Origin of the sequence: Streptomyces viridochromogenes DSM 40736, from assembly GCF_000158955.1 — a bacterium.
Taxonomy (GTDB): Bacteria; Actinomycetota; Actinomycetes; order Streptomycetales; family Streptomycetaceae; genus Streptomyces; species Streptomyces venetus.
In genome coordinates, this window is sequence record NZ_GG657757.1 from 2,067,323 (window position 1) to 2,086,635 (window position 19,313).

The 19,313-nt window shown below is 70.3% G+C and carries 16 protein-coding genes and 1 pseudogene; 9 read left to right on the plus strand and 8 right to left on the minus strand.

All coding sequences use genetic code 11. The features are described 5' to 3' along the window. Positions 1–5 precede the first annotated feature (5 nt). Positions 6–1,427 carry a Fe-S cluster assembly protein SufB gene (gene sufB, locus SSQG_RS09070; protein WP_003989437.1) on the minus strand — a complete coding sequence of 474 codons (1,422 nt, stop codon included), beginning with the start codon at positions 1,425–1,427 and terminating at the stop codon, positions 6–8. Beyond that, entirely contained in the window at positions 1,424–2,167 is a 744-nt protein-coding gene (locus SSQG_RS09075) for a helix-turn-helix transcriptional regulator (protein ID WP_003989438.1), read from the minus strand. Before SSQG_RS09075 ends, sufB begins: the two co-directional genes overlap by 4 nt. Positions 2,168–2,328: 161 nt before the next feature. On the opposite strand from SSQG_RS09075, the gene SSQG_RS09080 reads away from it, so the two are divergent. The 4 genes and pseudogenes from SSQG_RS09080 (at position 2,329) to SSQG_RS09095 (ending at position 5,917) form a co-directional block, all read left to right on the plus strand. Further along, positions 2,329–3,141, plus strand: coding sequence for an aminoglycoside N(3)-acetyltransferase (locus tag SSQG_RS09080; protein ID WP_003989439.1), 813 nt, complete (start codon positions 2,329–2,331; stop codon positions 3,139–3,141). A 31-nt stretch (positions 3,142–3,172) separates the two neighbouring features. After that, positions 3,173–4,096 carry an ABC transporter ATP-binding protein gene (locus tag SSQG_RS09085; RefSeq protein ID WP_003989440.1) on the plus strand — a complete coding sequence of 308 codons (924 nt, stop codon included), beginning with the start codon at positions 3,173–3,175 and terminating at the stop codon, positions 4,094–4,096. A gap of 50 nt (positions 4,097–4,146) precedes the next feature. Next, positions 4,147–4,863, plus strand: a complete 717-nt coding sequence (locus SSQG_RS09090) for an ABC transporter permease (RefSeq protein WP_052310440.1) — start codon at positions 4,147–4,149, stop codon at positions 4,861–4,863. Positions 4,864–4,909: 46 nt separating this feature from the next. After that, positions 4,910–5,917, plus strand: a pseudogene (locus SSQG_RS09095) (COX15/CtaA family protein). Here SSQG_RS09095 and SSQG_RS09100 read toward each other — a convergent pair. From SSQG_RS09100 to SSQG_RS09110, 3 genes are all read right to left on the minus strand, one after another. Beyond that, positions 5,914–7,020 carry an amidohydrolase family protein gene (locus SSQG_RS09100; RefSeq protein WP_003989443.1) on the minus strand — a complete coding sequence of 369 codons (1,107 nt, stop codon included), beginning with the start codon at positions 7,018–7,020 and terminating at the stop codon, positions 5,914–5,916. The pseudogene SSQG_RS09095 and the gene SSQG_RS09100 sit on opposite strands and share 4 nt — an antisense overlap. Positions 7,021–7,192: 172 nt before the next feature. Then, on the minus strand, positions 7,193–7,525 hold the full coding sequence (locus SSQG_RS09105) for a hypothetical protein (RefSeq protein WP_039932195.1): 333 nt from the start codon (positions 7,523–7,525) through the stop codon (positions 7,193–7,195). 58 nt (positions 7,526–7,583) lie between these two features. After that, on the minus strand, positions 7,584–8,570 hold the full coding sequence (locus tag SSQG_RS09110; RefSeq protein WP_039932196.1) for a heme o synthase: 987 nt from the start codon (positions 8,568–8,570) through the stop codon (positions 7,584–7,586). 347 nt (positions 8,571–8,917) lie between these two features. Between SSQG_RS09110 and tkt the strand changes: the two genes are divergently transcribed. From tkt to pgl, 5 genes are read left to right on the plus strand one after another with little or no spacing between them, the layout of a single operon-like run. Beyond that, entirely contained in the window at positions 8,918–11,005 is a 2,088-nt protein-coding gene (gene tkt, locus SSQG_RS09115) for a transketolase (protein ID WP_003989446.1), read from the plus strand. 34 nt (positions 11,006–11,039) lie between these two features. After that, a complete protein-coding gene (gene tal, locus SSQG_RS09120) occupies positions 11,040–12,158 on the plus strand; it encodes a transaldolase (protein WP_003989447.1) in 1,119 nt (372 codons plus the stop codon). A 4-nt stretch (positions 12,159–12,162) separates the two neighbouring features. Then, a complete protein-coding gene (gene zwf, locus SSQG_RS09125) occupies positions 12,163–13,686 on the plus strand; it encodes a glucose-6-phosphate dehydrogenase (protein ID WP_003989448.1) in 1,524 nt (507 codons plus the stop codon). Next, the gene (gene opcA, locus SSQG_RS09130; RefSeq protein WP_003989449.1) at positions 13,683–14,816 is read left to right on the plus strand and encodes a glucose-6-phosphate dehydrogenase assembly protein OpcA; all 1,134 of its coding nucleotides are present in this window, start codon (positions 13,683–13,685) and stop codon (positions 14,814–14,816) included. The genes zwf and opcA overlap by 4 nt, the downstream gene beginning before the upstream one ends. Then, a complete protein-coding gene (gene pgl, locus SSQG_RS09135) occupies positions 14,813–15,598 on the plus strand; it encodes a 6-phosphogluconolactonase (RefSeq protein ID WP_003989450.1) in 786 nt (261 codons plus the stop codon). Before opcA ends, pgl begins: the two co-directional genes overlap by 4 nt. 180 nt (positions 15,599–15,778) lie before the next feature. Here the strand turns inward: pgl and SSQG_RS09140 are convergent, their stop codons facing one another. From SSQG_RS09140 to SSQG_RS09150, 3 genes are read right to left on the minus strand one after another with little or no spacing between them, the layout of a single operon-like run. After that, positions 15,779–16,618, minus strand: coding sequence for a carbohydrate ABC transporter permease (locus SSQG_RS09140; protein ID WP_003989451.1), 840 nt, complete (start codon positions 16,616–16,618; stop codon positions 15,779–15,781). After that, positions 16,615–17,976, minus strand: a complete 1,362-nt coding sequence (locus SSQG_RS09145; RefSeq protein WP_039932197.1) for an ABC transporter permease subunit — start codon at positions 17,974–17,976, stop codon at positions 16,615–16,617. The genes SSQG_RS09140 and SSQG_RS09145 overlap by 4 nt, the downstream gene beginning before the upstream one ends. Before the next feature lie 6 nt (positions 17,977–17,982). Further along, positions 17,983–19,308, minus strand: coding sequence for an ABC transporter substrate-binding protein (locus tag SSQG_RS09150; RefSeq protein ID WP_003989453.1), 1,326 nt, complete (start codon positions 19,306–19,308; stop codon positions 17,983–17,985). Positions 19,309–19,313 lie beyond the last annotated feature (5 nt).

A 19,313-nucleotide genomic window follows, 5' to 3' on the forward strand; every position in this document is an offset into this window, starting at 1 on the left:
CCGGATTAACCGACCGCGCCTTCCATCTGCAGCTCGATCAGCCGGTTGAGCTCCAGCGCGTACTCCATGGGGAGCTCCTTGGCGATGGGCTCGACGAAGCCGCGCACGATCATCGCCATGGCCTCGTCCTCCGACAGACCGCGGCTCATCAGGTAGAAGAGCTGGTCCTCGGAGACCTTGGAGACGGTCGCCTCGTGGCCCATGGACACGTCGTCCTCGCGGACGTCCACGTAGGGGTAGGTGTCCGAGCGGGAGATCGTGTCGACCAAGAGCGCGTCACAGAGCACGTTCGACTTGGAGCCCGGGGCGCCCTCGCCGATCTCGATGAGACCGCGGTAGGAGGTACGGCCACCGCCTCGCGCCACCGACTTGGAGACGATGTTCGAGGACGTGTTGGGGGCCATGTGGACCATCTTGGCGCCCGCGTCCTGGTGCTGGCCCTCGCCGGCGAAGGCGATGGACAGGGTCTCGCCCTTGGCGTGCTCGCCCATCAGGTAGACGGCCGGGTACTTCATCGTCACCTTGGAGCCGATGTTGCCGTCGACCCACTCCATGGTCGCGCCCTCGTAGGCCACGGCGCGCTTGGTGACCAGGTTGTAGACGTTGTTCGACCAGTTCTGGATGGTCGTGTAGCGGCAGCGGGCGTTCTTCTTGACGATGATCTCGACGACCGCGGAGTGCAGCGAGTCCGACTTGTAGATCGGGGCGGTGCAGCCCTCGACGTAGTGCACGTAGGCACCCTCGTCGACGATGATCAGGGTCCGCTCGAACTGGCCCATGTTCTCCGTGTTGATGCGGAAGTAGGCCTGGAGCGGGATCTCCACGTGGACGCCCGGCGGCACGTAGATGAAGGAGCCGCCCGACCACACGGCGGAGTTCAGCGACGCGAACTTGTTGTCACCGACGGGGATGACGGTCCCGAAGTACTCCTTGAAGAGCTCCGGGTGCTCCTTCAGGGCCGTGTCGGTGTCCAGGAAGATGACGCCCTGCTCCTCCAGGTCCTCGCGGATCTGGTGGTAGACGACCTCGGACTCGTACTGGGCGGCGACACCGGCGACGAGGCGCTGCTTCTCCGCCTCGGGGATGCCGAGCTTGTCGTACGTGGCCTTGATGTCCTCGGGCAGGTCCTCCCAGGACGCCGCCTGCTTCTCCGTGGAGCGCACGAAGTACTTGATGTTGTCGAAGTCGATCCCCGACAGGTCCGAGCCCCAGTTCGGCATGGGCTTCTTCTCGAACAGGCGCAGACCCTTGAGACGGAGCTTGGTCATCCACTCCGGCTCGCTCTTCTTGTCGGAGATGTCCCGGACGACGTCCTCGTTGATGCCGCGCTTGGCAGAGGCGCCGGCCGTGTCGGAGTCGGCCCAGCCGTACTCGTACTTGCCCAGGCCCTCGAGCTCAGGGTGGGCAGTCTCCGTGGGGAGAGTCATGCGGGGTTCCTCCCGGCCGTGCTTGCGGATGCGTTGTGGGAAATCTTGGGGATGAACGTCGTGCAGACGCCGTCGCCGTGCGCGATGGTGGCGAGCCGCTGTACATGCGTACCGAGCAGCTCGGCGAAAAATTCCGTCTCCGCCTCGCACAGCTGGGGGAACTGCTCGGCGACATGGGCGACCGGGCAGTGGTGCTGGCAGAGCTGCTCACCCTTCTGCGGGTGGGGCGCGCTGCGCGCCGTAGCAGCGTACCCGTCCGCGCTCAGGGCCTTGGCCAGCGCTTCGGTCCGCTCTTCGGGCGTGGCGGCCTCGACCGCCTCGCGGTACGCGCCGGCCTGCGCGGCGATCCTGGCGCGGGCGAAGGCGGCGATCGCCTCGTTGCCGCCCTCGCGGTCGGCGATCCAGCGCAGGGCGTCCGCGGCGAGCTTGTCGTACGACTGGTCGAAGGCGTCCCGGCCGTAGTCCGTCAGGGCGAACGCCTTGGCCGGGCGGCCGCGGGTACGCGCGCCGTAGACCCGCTGCTCGCGCGCCTCGACGACACCGTCGCCCGCGAGGGCGTCGAGGTGCCGGCGTACGGCCGCCTGGGTGAGTCCCAGGCGCTCGGCGAGCTCGGCGACGGTCGACGGGCCGTGGTCCAGGATGGACCGCGCGACGCGGTTGCGGGTGGACCGCTCCCCGGTCGCGAGCTCCTCCTGCGGGGCCCCCGCGGGGGTCTCCCGAGCCTCGCCGACGTTTTTCACAACGCCATTGTTGCGTAATTCCTCGGGGACGGGCAAGCCACGTCCGCCCGACCGGGCGGTGCCCTGCGTCACTTAGGTATACCTAATCCGACCTGCGGAAACGATCTCCGATCGATCAAACGGGTGGCATGCCGGGGCCGCGTCGGGGAGACTCCCGAACCATGTCCACACCCCCTCCGACCGGCCCACTTGTCACTCGGGACACGCTGCACACGCAGCTGTGCGAGCTGGGCGTGCGGCCCGGCGAGACCCTCCTGGTGCACTCCTCGCTCAGCTCGCTCGGCTGGGTCAACGGCGGCGCCGTCGCGGTGGTACGAGGGCTGCTCGACGCGGTCGGCCCGGACGGCACGCTGGTGGTTCCGACGCAGACCGGCGACCTGTCGGACCCGGCGCTGTGGAGCGATCCGCCCGTGCCCCCGCAGTGGTGGCCGGCGATCCGCGCCACGATGCCCGCCTACGACCCGCGCATCACGCCCGCCCGCGGGGTCGGCGTCGTCCCGGAGACCGTGCGCACCTGGCCCGGCGCACTGCGCAGCGCGCACCCCCAGACCTCGTTCGCCGCGCTCGGCCGGCACGCGGCGGAGGTGGTCGAGGGACACGCGCCCGACTGCCGGCTCGGGGAGCGCAGCCCGCTCGCGAGGCTGGAGGCGATGGGCGCCCGGGTGTTGCTGCTCGGCGCCGGCTACGCCTCCTGCACCGCCTTTCACCTCGCCGAGTACCGGATACCGTCCCCGCGCGTCGCCGTCGGCAGGCCGGGCCCCGAGGGCTGGGAGACCGTGGTCGAGGTGTCCATCAGCTCCGACCGCTTCGACGAGCTGGGCTACGACTTCGAACGGGACCGTCCCGTCGTCCGCGGAAAGGTGGGCGCCGCCGAGGCGCGCCTGTTCCCGGTGACGGACGCCGTGGCCTACGCCGAACGGTGGCTGGCGCTCCACCGCTCCCGCGAGGAGGAATTCCCGCACCCCCCGGTCTGAGCCCCGTCCGGCCTACCTAGACTCTGGACCCATGCGAAGTGAGCCCGTGGTCCAGGTCCAGGCCCTGGTGAAGCGGTACGGCACGAAGACCGCGGTGGACGGCCTCGACCTGGTGGCCCGGGAGGGCGTGACCGCCGTGCTCGGCCCCAACGGGGCGGGCAAGACGACCACGGTCGAGACCTGCGAGGGGTACCGGAAGCCGGACTCCGGCACGGTGCGCGTCCTGGGCCTCGACCCGGTCAGACAGTCCCGGGACCTGCGGCCCCGCATCGGCGTGATGCTCCAGTCCGGCGGCGTCTACTCGGGCTCCCGCGCCGACGAGATGCTCCGCCACGTCGCCAAGCTGCACGCGCACCCGCTGGACGTGGACGCGCTCATCGAACGCCTCGGGCTCGGCTCGTGCGGCCGTACGACGTACCGGCGGCTGTCGGGCGGGCAGCAGCAGCGGCTCGCTCTCGCGATGGCCGTGGTGGGGCGCCCCGAGCTGGTGTTCCTGGACGAGCCGACCGCCGGACTCGACCCGCAGGCCCGCCGCGCCACCTGGGACCTGGTCCGGGACCTGCGCGCCGACGGCGTCTCGGTGATCCTCACCACGCACTACATGGACGAGGCCGAGCAGCTCGCCGACGACGTGGCGATCATCGACGGGGGCCGGGTCATCGCCCAGGGGTCGCCGGAGGAACTGTGCCGCGGCGGCGCCGAGAACACGCTCCGCTTCTCCGGCCGCCCCGGACTGGACGTCGGCTCCCTGCTCAAGGCACTGCCCGCCGACTCCTCGGCCGCCGAACTGACACCGGGCTCCTACCGGGTCGTCGGCAAGGTCAACCCCCAGCTGCTCGCGACGGTCACCTCCTGGTGCGCCCAGCACGGCGTGATGCCGGAGAAGATCTCGGTGGAGCGGCACACCCTCGAAGACGTCTTCCTGGAGCTCACGGGTAAGGAGCTGCGTTCGTGACCGCCACCGGCCTCTACGCGCCGAAGCCGGGGGCCGCGCCCCTCGCCCGCATGATCGCGGCCCAGGCCGCGCTCGAGACGAAGATGCTGCTGCGCAACGGCGAGCAGCTGCTGCTGACGGTCGTCATCCCGACCCTGCTCCTGGTGCTCTTCAGCACCGTCGACATCGTCGACACGGGTGCGGGCGAGGCGGTCGACTTCCTCGCGCCCGGCATCCTCGCGCTCGCGGTGATGTCGACCGCCTTCACCGGGCAGGCGATCGCGACCGGCTTCGAGCGCCGCTACGGCGTGCTGAAGCGGCTCGCCTCCTCGCCCCTGCCCCGCTGGGGCCTGATGACGGCGAAGACGCTGTCCGTGCTGGTCACCGAGGTGCTCCAGGTGGTGCTGCTGACGGTCATCGCCTTCGGGCTCGGCTGGTCGCCGCAGGGCAACCCGTTCGCGGTCCTGCTGCTCCTGGTCCTCGGCACGGCCGCCTTCTCGGGCCTCGGCCTGCTGATGGCCGGGACCCTGAAGGCCGAGGCGACGCTCGCCGCCGCCAACCTGGTGTTCCTGCTGCTGCTCGTGGGCGGCGGGGTCATCGTCCCGCTCGACAAGTTCCCCTCCGGCGCGCAGGACGTACTCGGCCTGCTGCCCATCTCCGCGCTGTCCGACGGCCTGCGGGACGTGCTGCGGCACGGCGCCGCCATGCCCTGGGGCGACCTGGGGATCCTCGGCGTCTGGGCGGTCCTGGGACTGGCCGCGGCCGGACGGTTCTTCCGCTGGGAGTGAGCCCATGACCGACCCTCGTGAAAGCGTGCACAAGCGGCGCCCTACGATGGGACGCGTGCCAAAAGTGACCCGCGCCGACGCCAGGGCGGCCCTGCGCAACCCGCTCGCCTTCATCGCCGACCGCTGGACCCCGGAACCCCGGACGGTCCAGCGCGCGGCCCTGTCCGCCATCGTGATGTCGGTGCTCATCGTGGTCACCGGCGGTGCCGTACGGCTGACCGGCTCGGGCCTCGGCTGCCCGACCTGGCCCAAGTGCACCACCGACTCGCTCACCGCCACCGGCGAGATGGGCGTCCATGGCGCCATCGAGTTCGGCAACCGCATGCTGACGTACGTGCTGTGCGCGGCCGTCGGCTGACGATCATCGCCGCGCGCTTCACAAAAGCCGTACCGCGCGCTGGTCCGGCTGGCTGGCTGTAGTACTAGAATCGAGATGAGCAACGCGGTGCTCGGCGGCATCGTGGTGCTGGTCGGTCTCAACCCGTACACGGTCGCGGCCCACTTCGTGGCGACCTCGGCGCTGATCGCGGTGGCGACGGTGATGTGGCAGCGCGTCCGTGAGGGCGACGCCCCGCCGCGCCCGCTGGTCGGCAAGGCCGTGCAGCAGCTGGTCTGGTTCCTGGTCGCGGCCGCCGTCCTGCTCATCCTGGTCGGCACGGTGGTCACCGGGGCGGGCCCGCACGCCGGGGACTCCAGCGAGGTCGAGCGGATGCCGGTCGACTGGGAGACGGTGAGCAAGCTGCACGCCGTGCTAGCGTGGATCGTGGTGACGCTGACGTTCGCCCTGTGGTTCGTCCTCAAGGCGGTCGACGCCCCGCGCGGCCCGCTCAACCGCACCCGCGAGCTGTTCCTCGTCCTGCTCGCGCAGGGTGTCATCGGCTACGTCCAGTACTTCACGGACCTGCCGGAGGTCCTGGTCGGCCTGCACATGCTGGGCTCGGCCGTGATGTGGATCTGGGTGCTGCGGGTGGTGCTGTCGCTGCGCGAACGGCCGGAGCCGATCGCCGGCGTACCGGGACCTGCTGCCGAGAGCGCCACGCTGACCAAGGCCTAGTCGAGCCCGTACACGCGGCGCGCGTTCCCCGACGCCAGCATCCCGGCGACCCGCTGCGCGTCGGAGAGCGACCAGGCGCCCTCGGCGACCCAGGTGCCGAGCACCCGGCCGAGGGCCTCGCGGAACAGGTGCGCGGCCACCACGTGCAGTTCGGGCAGCCCCCGCGCGCCGCTGGAGAAGAGGATCTTGCCGAACGGGGCCAGTTCCAGGATCTCCGCGAGAACCGTCGCGGCCCGGGCGCCGGTGCGGACGAGGGCGGCGCCGCAGTCGGCGTAGACGTGCGGGAAGACACCGGCCAGGTGGGCGGCGTGCCGGTGGTACGGATAGCCGTGCAGCAGGACGAGGTCGGTGCCGAGACCGGCCGTGGCCCGCACGAAGTCCGTCAGCAGCACCGGATCCGTACGGTCGATCCGCAGGCCCGGCGCGCCGAGCCCCGCGTGCAGCTGGAGCGGCCGGCCCGAGGCGACGGCGCTCCACAGCAGATGCCGCAGCAGCACGGGATCGCTCAGCTCCCCGCCGACACCGCGCCCCGCGAGCCAGCGGCCGGCGGCCCCCCGCACCTCCCCCGGCCCGGGTGGTTCCGGCGCGAGCGCGAGGCCGTGCCGTACGCCCGCGACGGAGGTGAAGGCGACGGCGTTCGCGGCGGCGGCGTGCACGGACTCGGCGAGGTTGGCGAGGAAGGACTCGACGGTCCCCGAGGTGTCGGCGACCTGCTCGGCGAGCAACTCCAGCCGCACGATCTCGTGGGCCTCGGCGGCTCCGGCGGAGGCCAGCTCGCCGGGTTCCGTCAGGTCGCCGGGCAGCCCCGTGTCGACCAGGTACGTCGTGATGCCGCTGCCGCGCAGGAGCCGGCGGGCGGACTCCAGGACGCCCAGTTCCCGGCGGCGGGCGAGGTAGCGGGCGGGTGTGCAGTGCGGTTCGAGGCCGAGCAGGGGTGGGCACCAGCGCCGCACGGCGAAGCCGGTCTGGGTGTCGAAGAGGGTGGTGCCGGGGGCGGGTGGGCCCTCCGTGCGGGAGAGCTGGGCCTCGAAGGTGCCGAGGCCCAGTTCTGTGCGGAGTACTCCGTGGCAGTACTGGTCCACTAGGGACGGCGTTTCGATCATCCGGGCCTCCCCGTGGACCGTGTTGTCCTACAGGTCCTAACGGGTGAAGCGGGTTTGAGGTCGCGGTCCCGGAGAGGGCCGCGGGTGATCGGGCGGCTGCCCACCGCGTGTGGCTGGTCGCGCCCACGCGGCGGAGCCGCACATCGATACCCCCCCCGCGCCCCCAAGAGGGTCAGTCGTTCTTGGGGCCGCCCACCTGGATACCGGCCATGCGGGACCACTCGTAGCGGCCCGTTTTCACCTTGGCCGCGAAGTCGCCGTCGAAGGAGTCGTGGCGGGTGATGCCCGACTTCTCCACCGCCTGCTCGGCGATCTCGTACGACGGGGCCACCAGGTCGCCCCAGCCGCCGTCCTCGCCGACCAGGACGATGCGGGCGCCGCGTTCGCCGAGGTAGGCGACCTGGCCCTCGGCGCCGCCGTGGGCCTTGGAGAAGGAGGTGATCTGCTTGGCGAGCCGGGCGACCTTGCGCTCGGCCTTCGAGTCAACCTGCTGCGTGTCTGCCATGACCAGGATGCTACTCACGGGTAGATCGACTGGCGAGGGCAGGGCGCTGTGACGTACGTCAGCGCAGGAACGGGTCGACCGCGACCGCCACGAACAGCAGCGACACGTAGGTGATCGACCAGTGGAACAGGCGCATCTCCTTCAGCTTCGCGCCCGTGACCTCCGCCTTGGCGCGGTTCTGGAGGCCGTGCGCCTCCCAGAGCCAGAAGCCGCCGGCCAGCAGCGCGACCGCCGTGTAGAACCAGCCCGTGTAGCCGAGCGGGGTCAGCAGGAGGGAGACGGCGACCATGACCCAGCTGTAGATCACGATCTGCTTGGCGACCACCTTGTTGGAGGCGACCACCGGCAGCATCGGCACGCCCACGCGCGCGTAGTCCTCCTTGACCTTCATGGAGAGCGGCCAGTAGTGCGGCGGCGTCCAGAAGAACATGACGAGGAACAGGATGACCGGCGCCCACGACATGGAGTTGGTGACCGAGGTCCAGCCGATCAGCACGGGCAGACAGCCGGCGATGCCGCCCCACACGATGTTCTGCGAGGTACGGCGTTTGAGGATCATCGTGTAGACGACGACGTAGAAGAGGAGCGCGCCGAGGGAGAGCCAGGCCGAGAGCCAGTTGACCGTGAGGCCGAAGAGCAGGGTGGAGACGACCGCCAGCGTGATGCCGAAGGCGAGGCACTCGCGCGGGCTGACCATGCCGGTGACCAGTGGACGCTGCGAGGTGCGGTCCATCAGCGCGTCGATGTCGCGGTCGATGTACATGTTGAGCGCGTTGGCGCCGCCCGCCGACAGGTAACCGCCGACGCAGGTCAGCAGCACCAGCGTCAGGTCGGGCACACCCTGCTGCGCCAGGAACATCACCGGAACCGTGGTGATCAGCAGCAGCTCGATGATCCGCGGCTTGGTGAGAGCCACGAACGCCATGACACGGGCCCCGAACGGCCGGTGGGCCGGGCTCTGGTCCGCCCCGATCTCCCCCATAGCCTTAAGGGCATGGGTGGTGCCCCCACCCGCTGGACGGGATTCAACGGCCGTCACGCACACCCCTACAGAGACATCCCAGCGAGCCTCACCCGTGTGAAGTCCCGGTAAAGGCTCGCGCGTACCACGCCACTTTAGACGTTGCCCAGACTCGGACATTCGCGGGGGTCGGGTCGTGTTGACAGGGGGCTTCCGACGGGCGCCCAAAAGCTCGATTGAGCACCCGGATGAGCAGCTCCGTATTCACCTGTCGAATGCGATACGGCCCAGTCAGGAGGCGGATCGGGAAGAGCCCCGGCACTCTTGAGTGACTCGAAAGAACGCACGTCTTACAGGGGTAGGCTCGACTGCGGCCGGTGGGCGCCCCGATACACCGGCATCCGACATGTGGAGAGGAGCCCTGACCCAGGGTGAGCACCAAGCCGACCACCACAGACCTCGAGTGGACCGAGTTGGACCAGCGGTCCGTCGACACCGCGCGTGTCCTGGCCGCCGATGCCGTACAGAAGGTCGGTAACGGCCATCCGGGTACGGCGATGAGCCTGGCGCCTGCCGCCTACACCCTCTTCCAGAAGGTGATGCGACACGACCCGGCGGACGCCGACTGGGTCGGGCGTGACCGCTTCGTGCTGTCCGCCGGCCACTCGTCCCTGACCCTCTACACCCAGCTGTACCTGGCCGGCTTCGGCCTGGAGCTGGACGACCTGAAGTCCTTCCGCACCTGGGGTTCGAAGACCCCCGGCCACCCCGAGTACGGGCACACGACCGGTGTGGAGACCACGACCGGCCCGCTCGGCCAGGGTGTGGCGAACGCGGTGGGCATGGCGATGGCCGCCCGCTACGAGCGTGGTCTGTTCGACCCGGAGGCCGCCGAGGGCGAGTCGCCCTTCGACCACTTCATCTACTGCATCGCCGGTGACGGCTGCCTCCAGGAGGGCATCTCCTCCGAGGCCTCGTCGCTCGCGGGCCACCAGAAGCTCGGCAACCTGATCCTGCTGTGGGACGACAACCACATCTCGATCGAGGGCGACACGGAGACGGCCGTCTCCGAGGACACCGCCAAGCGGTACGAGGCCTACGGCTGGCACGTGCAGCGCGTGGAGCCGAAGCCCGACGGCGACCTGGACCCGGCCGCGATCTACGAGGCGATCCAGAAGGCCAAGGCCGTCACGGACCGGCCGTCGTTCATCGCGATGCGCTCGATCATCGCCTGGCCGGCCCCGAACGCGCAGAACACCGAGGCCGCGCACGGCTCGGCGCTGGGCGACGACGAGGTCGCCGCGACCAAGCGCGTCCTGGGCTTCGACCCGGAGCAGTCCTTCGAGGTCTCCGACGAGGTCATCACGCACACCCGCAAGGCGCTGGAGCGGGGCCAGGCGGCCCGTGCGGTGTGGGAGAAGTCGTACCAGCAGTGGCGGGACAACAACCCCGAGCGCGCCGCGGAGTACGACCGCGTCGCCAAGGGCGAGCTGCCCAAGGGCTGGGAGGAGAAGATCCCGGTCTTCGAGGTCGGCAAGGGCGTGGCCACGCGTGCCGCCTCCGGCAAGGTGCTGCAGGCCCTCGGCGGGGTCATCCCGGAGCTGTGGGGCGGCTCGGCCGACCTGGCCGGCTCCAACAACACCACGATCGACAAGACCAGCTCCTTCCTCCCGGCGGACAACCCGCTGCCGGAGGCGGACCCGTACGGCCGCACGATCCACTTCGGTATCCGCGAGCACGCGATGGCCGCGGAGATGAACGGCATCGCGCTGCACGGCAACACCCGCATCTACGGCGGCACCTTCCTGGTCTTCTCCGACTACATGCGCAACGCGGTGCGTCTGTCGGCGCTGATGCACCTGCCGGTGACGTACGTGTGGACGCACGACTCCATCGGCCTCGGCGAGGACGGCCCGACCCACCAGCCGGTCGAGCACCTGGCGTCGCTGCGCGCGATCCCGGGCCTGAACATCGTGCGCCCGGCGGACGCCAACGAGACCGCCATCGCCTGGCGCGAGATCCTGGGGCGCTGGACGAAGGAGTTCGGCAAGGGGCAGCCGCACGGTCTGGCGCTGACCCGGCAGGGCGTGCCGACCTACGAGCCCAACGAGGACGCCGCCAAGGGCGGTTACGTCCTGTTCGAGGCCGACGGCGGTGAGCCGGAGGTCATCCTGATCGCCACCGGCTCGGAGGTGCACGTCGCCGTCGAGGCACGCGAGCAGCTCCAGGGCGCCGGCGTGCCCACGCGCGTGGTCTCGATGCCGTCGGTGGAGTGGTTCGAGCAGCAGGACCAGGGGTACCGGGACAGCGTCCTGCCGCCGTCCGTCCGCGCCCGTGTCGCGGTCGAGGCCGGAATCGGCCTCACCTGGCACAAGTACGTGGGGGACGCCGGCCGCATCGTTTCCCTGGAGCACTTCGGTGCTTCGGCCGACGGCAAGGTCCTCTTCCGCGAGTTCGGCTTCACTCCCGAGAACGTGGCCGCCGCCGCGCGGGAATCGATCGCCGCAGCCCAGCGCTGACGCTCACATACGACACGTAGGAGATGGAATTTCCATGACAGACGCACTCAAGCGCCTCTCCGAGGAGGGCGTGGCGATCTGGCTGGACGACCTGTCGCGCAAGCGGATCACGTCCGGCAACCTCGCCGAGCTGATCGACCAGCAGCACGTCGTGGGCGTCACCACCAACCCGTCGATCTTCCAGAAGGCGATCTCGCAGGGCGACGGCTACGACACGCAGCTGACCGACCTCGCCGCCCGCAAGGTCACCGTCGAAGAGGCCATCCGCATGATCACGACGGCGGACGTCCGTGACGCCGCCGACATCCTGCGCCCGGTCTTCGACGCCACCGGCGGCCAGGACGGCCGGGTCTCGATCGAGGTCGACCCGCGCCTGGCGCACAACACGCGGGCGACGGTCGCCGAGGCCAAGCAGCTCGCCTGGCTGGTGGACCGGCCCAACACGCTCATCAAGATCCCGGCGACCGAGGCGGGCATCCCGGCCATCGCCGAGACCATCGGCCTGGGCATCAGCGTCAACGTCACGCTGATCTTCTCGCTGGAGCGCTACCGCCTGGTCATGGACGCGTTCCTGACCGGCCTGGAGAAGGCCAAGGAGCGCGGCCTGGACCTGTCGCAGATCCACTCCGTGGCATCGTTCTTCGTGTCCCGCGTGGACACCGAGATCGACAAGCGGCTCGACGCGCTGGGCACCGACGAGGCCAAGGCCGCGCGCGGCAAGGCCGGCGTCGCCAACGCCCGGCTGGCCTACCAGGCGTACGAGGAGGTCTTCTCCTCGGACCGCTGGAGCGCCCTGGAGAAGGCGGGCGCCAACAAGCAGCGTCCGCTGTGGGCGTCCACCGGCGTCAAGGACAAGGCGTACAAGCCCACCCTGTACGTCGACGAACTGGTGGCGCCCAACACGGTGAACACCATGCCGGAGGCGACCCTGTTCGCCACGGAGGAGCAGGGCGAGATCCGCGGCAACACCATCGCCGGCACGTACGAGCAGGCCCGCGCCGACCTCGACGCGGTCGAGAAGCTCGGGATCAAGTACGACGACGTGGTGCGGCTGCTGGAGGAAGAGGGCGTCCAGAAGTTCGAGGACTCCTGGACCGACCTGCTGAAGTCGACCGAGGCCGAGCTCAAGCGCCTCGCCCCCTCGGAGGGCTGAACAGGTGTCGAGCAGCAACCCGCTGCGTGACCCCGCGGACCGACGGCTCCCGCGTATCGCGGGGCCGTCGGGCCTGGTCATCTTCGGCGTCACGGGCGACCTGTCCCGGAAGAAGCTCATGCCCGCCGTGTACGACCTCGCCAACCGGGGTCTGCTGCCGCCGGGCTTCTCGCTGGTGGGCTTCGCCCGCCGCGAGTGGGCCCACGAGGACTTCGCCCAAGAGGTCCACGACGCGGTCAAGGAGCACGCCCGCACGCCCTTTCGCGAAGAGGTCTGGCAGCAGCTCATCCAGGGCATGCGCTTCGTGCAGGGCACGTTCGACGACGACGACGCGTTCGAGCGGCTGCGCTCCACGATCGAGGAGCTGGACAAGGCGCAGGGCACGGGCGGCAACTTCGCCTTCTACCTCTCGGTGCCGCCGAAGTCCTTCCCGGTGGTCATCCAGCAGCTCAAGAAGCACCAGCTCGCCGACCAGCAGGGCGGCTCCTGGCGGCGCGCGGTCATCGAGAAGCCCTTCGGTCACGACCTGAAGTCGGCCGAGGAGCTCAACAAGGTCGTCCACGAGGTGTTCGCCCCGGAGCAGGTCTTCCGGATCGACCACTACCTCGGCAAGGAGACCGTCCAGAACATCCTGGCGCTGCGCTTCGCCAACACGATGTTCGAGCCGATCTGGAACCGGTCCCTCGTGGACCATGTGCAGATCACCATGGCCGAGGACATCGGCATCGGCGGCCGCGCCGGGTACTACGACGGCATCGGCGCCGCCCGTGACGTCATCCAGAACCACCTGCTCCAGCTCTTGGCGCTCACCGCCATGGAGGAGCCCTCCTCCTTCGACGCGGACGCGCTGGCCGCCGAGAAGACCAAGGTGCTCGGCGCGGTGAAGCTGCCCAAGGACCTGGGCCGGGACACCGTGCGCGCCCAGTACACGGCCGGGTGGCAGGGCGGCGTGAAGGTGCGCGGCTACCTGGAAGAGGACGGCATCAACGCGTCCTCGAAGACCGACACCTACGCCGCGATCAAGCTGGAGATCGACAACCGCCGCTGGGCGGGCGTCCCGTTCTACCTGCGCACCGGCAAGCGCCTGGGCCGCCGCGTCACCGAGATCGCGGTCGTGTTCCAGCGGGCCCCGCACTCGCCCTTCGACTCCACCGCGACCGAGGAGCTGGGCTCCAACGCGATCGTCATCCGCGTCCAGCCGGACGAGGGCGTGACGGTCCGCTTCGGCTCCAAGGTCCCCGGCACGTCGATGGAGATCCGGGACGTGTCCATGGACTTCGCCTACGGCGAGTCCTTCACGGAGTCCAGCCCGGAGGCGTACGAGCGTCTCATCCTGGACGTTCTCCTCGGCGACTCGAACCTCTTCCCGCGCACCGAGGAGGTCGAGCTGTCCTGGAAGATCCTCGACCCGATCGAGGAGTACTGGGACAAGAACGGCAAGCCCGCCCAGTACCCGGCCGGTACCTGGGGGCCTGCCGAGGCGGACGAAATGCTCGAGCGAGACGGACGGAGCTGGCGCCGGCCATGAAGACAGACCTCACGGACACCACCGCCAGCAAGATCAACAAGGCGCTGGTGCAGGGCCGCCGGGCGATCGGCACCCCCGCGGTCGGCATGGTGCTCACGCTGGTCATCGTGACGGACGAGGAGAACGCCTACGACGCGCTGAAGGCGGCGAACGACGCCTCGCACGAGCATCCCTCGCGCACGCTCGTGGTCATCAAGCGTGTCTCCCGCTCGCCCCGCGACCGTACGCAGTCCCGCCTGGACGCGGAGGTCCGGCTGGGTGCGGACGCCGGCTCGGGCGAGACGGTGGTGCTCCGGCTCTACGGCGAGGTGGCCGACCACGCGCAGTCGGTGGTGCTGCCGCTGCTGCTGCCGGACGCCCCGGTGGTGGCGTGGTGGCCGGTGAACGCGCCGCTCGACCCGGCGAAGGACCCCCTGGGCGCCCTCGCGCAGCGCCGTGTCACCGACACGTACGCCTCCGAGCAGCCGGTACGGGACCTGGCCACCCGGTCCGGTACCTACACCCCCGGCGACACGGACCTGTCCTGGACCCGCATCACGCCCTGGCGCTCGATGCTGGCGGCGGCGCTCGACCAGGTCGCCTGCGAGGTCAGGGCCGTCGAGGTGGAGGGCGAGGAGTTCAATCCGAGCTGTGAGCTGCTGGCGATGTGGCTCGCGGACCGGCTGGACGTCCCCGTGAAGCGGTCGCTGTCCGGCGGCCCCGGTCTGACGGCGGTCCGCATGGACACCAACTGCGGCCCGATCACCCTGGACCGCGCGGACGGCTCCCTGGCCACCCTGTCCATCGACGGACAGCCGGACCGCGGAGTGGCGCTCAAGCGCCGGGACACGGCCGAGCTGATAGCGGAGGAGCTGCGGCGGCTGGACCCGGACGACACGTACGCGTCGGCGCTGCGGTACGGCGTGGACCGGCTGAAGTCCTCCTGGTCGGCTCCGCTGCCGAGGGTGTCGGAGGAGTCGGTGGCCAAAGGAGAGCGGGGTGAGCCCAAAAGTGACGGGACAGGGCGACTCGCCCTCCCCGCGCCGGTCGAAAGGGCTGCGAAAGCACCCGCTGCGGAAGCGACGGCGCAGGCACCGGTGAAGGCGGAAGCGCCCGAGCTGGAGCCGGTACGGAAGGCGACGACGAAGTGAGTACGGCACCGCAGCTGGTGGTCCACCGCGACAAGGAGCTGATGGCTCAGGCCGCGGCGGCCCGGCTGATCACCAGGATCGTGGACGCACAGGCCTCCCGGGGCTCGGCGTCCGTGGTCCTGACGGGTGGGCGCAACGGCAACGGCCTGCTGGCCGCGCTGGCGGCCGCCCCGGCTCGGGACGCCGTCGACTGGGCCCGGCTGGACCTCTGGTGGGGCGACGAGCGTTTCCTCCCCGAGGGCGACCCGGAGCGCAACGTCACGCAGGCGCGGGAGGCTCTGCTGGACTCGGTGCCGCTCGATCCGAAGCGGGTGCACGCGATGCCGGCGTCGGACGGTCCCCACGGTGACGACGTGGACGCGGCGGCCGCCGCGTACGCGGAGGAGCTGGCGGGGGCGGCGGGCCCGGAGAACCACGGGCCCGTGCCGACGTTCGACGTCCTGATGCTCGGGGTCGGGCCGGACACGCATGTCGCCTCGCTGTTCCCGGAGTTGCCGGCGGTGCGCGAGACGGACCGTACGGTCGTCGGTGTCCACGGTGCGCCGAAGCCGCCCCCTACCCGGGTGACGCTGACGCTGCCGGCGATCCGCGCGGCCCGTGAGGTGTGGTTGCTGGCCGCGGGTGAGGACAAGGCCCAGGCGGTGGCGATCGCGCTCTCGGGAGCGGGTGAGGTGCAGGCTCCGGCGGCGGGCGCGTACGGGCGCAGCCGGACGCTGTGGCTGCTGGACGGGGCGGCGGCCTCACAACTGCCGCGATCGATGTACCCACCGGCTTTGGCGTGACCTTCGCGCACGCCGAGCGGTCGCGTCACCGGAGCGGCTGGAGCCCCTGACCGCAGGGGCCTCCGGCCGCTCCGGCGTTTTCCGGACCCGCGGGAGGTCTCAACTCCCGCCCAGCACGCGCGCGGTGAAGGCCGTCAGGTCGGCCCGGAGACGCTCCCGCGACACGTGCCCGTCCCACCGCTACTTGACCGACCCCGCCATCACACCCTGCACGAAGTGCTTCTGGAACGCGAAGAACACGACGACAGGGACGACCAGGGACAGGAACGCCCCCGGGGCCAGGACATCGATGTTGCTGCCGAACTGCCGGATCTGCGACTGGAGTTCCACCGTCAACGGCTGCGAGGAACTGTCCGCGAAGAGCAACGCCACCAGCATGTCGTTCCACACCCACAGGAACTGGAAGATGGCCAGGGAGGCGATCGCGGGCCTCCCCACGGGCAGCACGAGCCGCGTGAAGATGCGCCACTCACTGCCCCCGTCCATCCGCGCGGCCTCCAGCATCTCCTTGGGCATCTCGGAGAAGTAGTTCCGGAGCAGGAACACCGCGAACGGCAGGCCGTAGGCCACGTGGAACAGCACGACACCCGGGATCGTGCCGAACAGCCCCAACTGCCCGAAGAGCTTGGCGACGGGCAGCAGCCCGATCTGCACGGGCACCACCAGCAGCGCGACCACCAGGAGGAAGATCGCCTCGCGCCCGGGGAAGTCCAGCCATGCGAAGGCATAGCCCGCGAGCGCCGCGATCACCACGACCAGCACCGTCGTCGGTACCGATATCAGCACCGTGTTCCAGAACGCCTGCGTGATCCCGGAGTTCCCCAGCAGCTCCGAGTAGTTGTCGAAGGACAGCTGCCCGGGGCTGGAGAACACCGTCCACCAGCCGCCCTCCGCCGTGTCCTCGGCGGACCGCAGCGAGGAGAGGAACAGCCCTGCCAGCGGCGTCATCCACACCAGGCCGACCACCACGAGGAAGGCCTGGACGACCCCGTTGCCCAATCCGCGGCGGACCGCGTTCATCGCTGACTCCTTCGGAAACGGCGGACGTTGAACACCATGGCCGGGACGACCAGCAGCAGGAGCAGCACACCGAGCGCGCTGCCGAGGCCCTGGTTGTTGCCGCCGCCGAACGACACCAGCCACATCTGCGTCGCGAGCACGGTCGCGTCCTCCTGCACCGGCCCGGGCGCGATGATGTAGACGAGGTCGAAGACCTTCATGACGTTGATCACCAAGGTCACGAAGACGACCGTCAGTACCGGTGCCAGCAGCGGCACCGTGATCCGCCGGAAGATCTGCCACTCGTTCGCGCCGTCCATCCGCGCGGCCTCCAGCGCGTCCCGCGGCAGCGTCGACAGCCCTGCCCCGATCAGCACCATGGCGAAGCCGGTCCAGATCCACAGGTAGGCGCCGATGATCGCCGGGGTGACGAGCGCCGGTCCGAGCCAGGAGACGCCCTCGTAGGGCGGCGCGAAGTTGGACGACGGCAACCGCACGGCGTAGGAGCCCGGTTCGAGGCCCTCGAAGCGGAAGGAGCCGTCGGACGCGGTGGTCGCCGTGGCGACCGCCTTGCCGTCGCGCACCGCCTCGACCTTCATCTCCGGCAGTCCGCTCTCCTTCCGGTCGACCTTGCCCTGCTCCCCTCCCCCACCGGGGGTGAAGTCCAGGTAGACCACGCCGCGCAGCTCGTCCGGGGCGGCCTGCTGTCCCGCCGCCGCGAACGCGGGCTTCGTGCCGCCCGGCAGGTCGTCGGGCAGCACCCCCACCAGGCCGAGCGCCACCGCGTTCCCCGGCGACACGCTCTGGCTGGTGCGGTACGACCCGTCCTTCGCCTTCGTCAGTCCCTGCCCGTCACGCGCCCGGGCCGTCGGGTAGGACGACGAGCCCTCGAACGCGTCGTGGACGGAGACCACCGCGGCGTTGAGCACGCCCTTGTCGGGGTCCTCGTCGTAGGCGAGCCGGAAGATGATGCCGGCGGCGAGGAAGGAGACCGCCATCGGCATGAAGAGGAGCAGCTTGAAGGCCGTGGCCCAGCGGACCTTCTCGACCAGCACGGCGAGGATCAGCCCGAGGCCGGTCAGCAGCGCCGGTGCCACGACGACCCAGATGGCCGTGTTGCGCACGGCGTTGAGGGTCGCCGGGTCGCGGAACATCTCGGCGTAGTTGTCGCCGCCCACGAAGGTCGTTCCGGAGGCGTCGAAGAAGCTGCGGCCGATGCTGAACAGCACGGGGTAGACGACGAGCGCGCCGAGCAGCAGCAGCGCGGGCAGCACGAACAGCAGGGCGACGACCTTCCCGCGCCGGCGCAGGCGCCGGGTGCGGTCGGCGACCGTGCCGGGCGGCGGGGGGCTCGTCTCTTTCACGAGGGTCGCTGTCATGACGTATCAGTCCTGGTACGCCTTGGCCGCCGCGGCCTCCAGCTTCGCCGCGGTGCCCTTCGGGTCGGACGGGTCGCGCAGGAAGTCCTGGAGCAGCTTCCACTCGCCGGTGCCCTTCGTGCCGCCGAAGGCCGCGGGCGCCTGGTCGGACATGTCGAAGCGGACCGTGTCCCCGGCCTTCACGAGGGACTTGGCGGTGGCGCGGGTGACGTCGTCGCCGTACTTGGCGAGGTCGAGTTCCTTGTTCGGGGAGAGGAAGCCGCCGGCCTCGGCCCACACGGCCGCGGCCTCGGGGGTGGCCAGGTACTCCAGGAGGGCCTGGGCGGCCTTCTGGTTCTTGCCGTCCTTGAGGACGACGGCCGCGTCACCGCCGCTGACCACGGGGGCCTCGCCGCCGGCGACCGCCGGGAACGGGAAGAAGTTCGCGTCCTTCCCGACCGTCTTGCCGAACTGGTCCTTGGCGACGCCGGCGACGAAGTCGCCCTCGTAGACCATGCCGGCCTCGGGCTCGGGTCCGAAGACCTTCTCCACCGAGCCGGGGAAGTCGGTGTTCAGGGCGCCCTTCTGGCCGCCCGCGATGAGCTGCTTGTCCTTGAAGAGCTTGCCGAGCGTGGTGAGGGCCTCGACGACCGACGCGTCGGTCCACTTCAGCTTGTGGGCGGCGAGGGCGTCGTACTTCTCGGGTCCGGCCTGGGAGAGGTAGACGTTCTCGAACCAGTCGGTGAGGGTCCAGCCGTCCTGCCCGGCGACGGAGAACGCGGCGAGCCCGGAGTCGGACACGGTCTGCCCGGCCTTCAGCATCTCGTCGTACGACTTCGGCGGCTTGACGCCGGCCTGGGTGAGGGCGTCGGGGCTGTACCAGACGGTCGACTTGTGCGCGGCCTTGAAGTACAGGCCGTAGAGGGTGCCGTCGACGCTGCCGTACTTCTTCCACACGGGGGCGTACCCCGCGTCCACGGACTGCTCGGTCTTCTTCGACAGCGGCTTCAGCCAGCCCTTGCCGGCGAACTGCTTGAGCACGCCGACCTGCGGGACCATCACGACGTCGGGGGCGTTGCCGCCCTCGATCTTGCTGCCGACGACGGTGGAGACGTTGTCGCCGGTGGACGTGAACTGCGTCTTGGCGCCGGTCTTCTCGGTGAAGGCGTCCAGCACCTTCTGGAAGTTCTTCTGCTCGGTGCCGGACCAGACGCCGGCCACGGTGACCGTCTTGCCGCTGAGCGCCTTGTCGCCGCCGCCGGCCGAGACGGGGCCGCCGCCGCAGGCGGTCGCGCCGAGTGCCAGGACGAGGGCGGTGCAGCCGGTGAGCAGGGTGGTACGTCGTCGCATCATCGTTG

Excerpts from the sequence above, each read along its gene's own strand:
- sufB (WP_003989437.1), bottom strand. The coding sequence starts at position 1,427 with ATGACTCTCCCCACGGAGACTGCCCACCCTGAGCTCGAGGGCCTGGGC.
- SSQG_RS09080 (WP_003989439.1), top strand. The coding sequence starts at position 2,329 with ATGTCCACACCCCCTCCGACCGGCCCACTTGTCACTCGGGACACGCTG.
- SSQG_RS09085 (WP_003989440.1), top strand. The coding sequence starts at position 3,173 with ATGCGAAGTGAGCCCGTGGTCCAGGTCCAGGCCCTGGTGAAGCGGTAC.
- SSQG_RS09090 (WP_052310440.1), top strand. The coding sequence starts at position 4,147 with ATGATCGCGGCCCAGGCCGCGCTCGAGACGAAGATGCTGCTGCGCAAC.
- SSQG_RS09100 (WP_003989443.1), bottom strand. The coding sequence starts at position 7,020 with ATGATCGAAACGCCGTCCCTAGTGGACCAGTACTGCCACGGAGTACTC.
- SSQG_RS09105 (WP_039932195.1), bottom strand. The coding sequence starts at position 7,525 with ATGGCAGACACGCAGCAGGTTGACTCGAAGGCCGAGCGCAAGGTCGCC.
- tal (WP_003989447.1), top strand. The coding sequence starts at position 11,040 with ATGACAGACGCACTCAAGCGCCTCTCCGAGGAGGGCGTGGCGATCTGG.
- opcA (WP_003989449.1), top strand. The coding sequence starts at position 13,683 with ATGAAGACAGACCTCACGGACACCACCGCCAGCAAGATCAACAAGGCG.
- SSQG_RS09140 (WP_003989451.1), bottom strand. The coding sequence starts at position 16,618 with ATGAACGCGGTCCGCCGCGGATTGGGCAACGGGGTCGTCCAGGCCTTC.
- SSQG_RS09145 (WP_039932197.1), bottom strand. The coding sequence starts at position 17,976 with ATGACAGCGACCCTCGTGAAAGAGACGAGCCCCCCGCCGCCCGGCACG.
- SSQG_RS09150 (WP_003989453.1), bottom strand. The coding sequence starts at position 19,308 with ATGATGCGACGACGTACCACCCTGCTCACCGGCTGCACCGCCCTCGTC.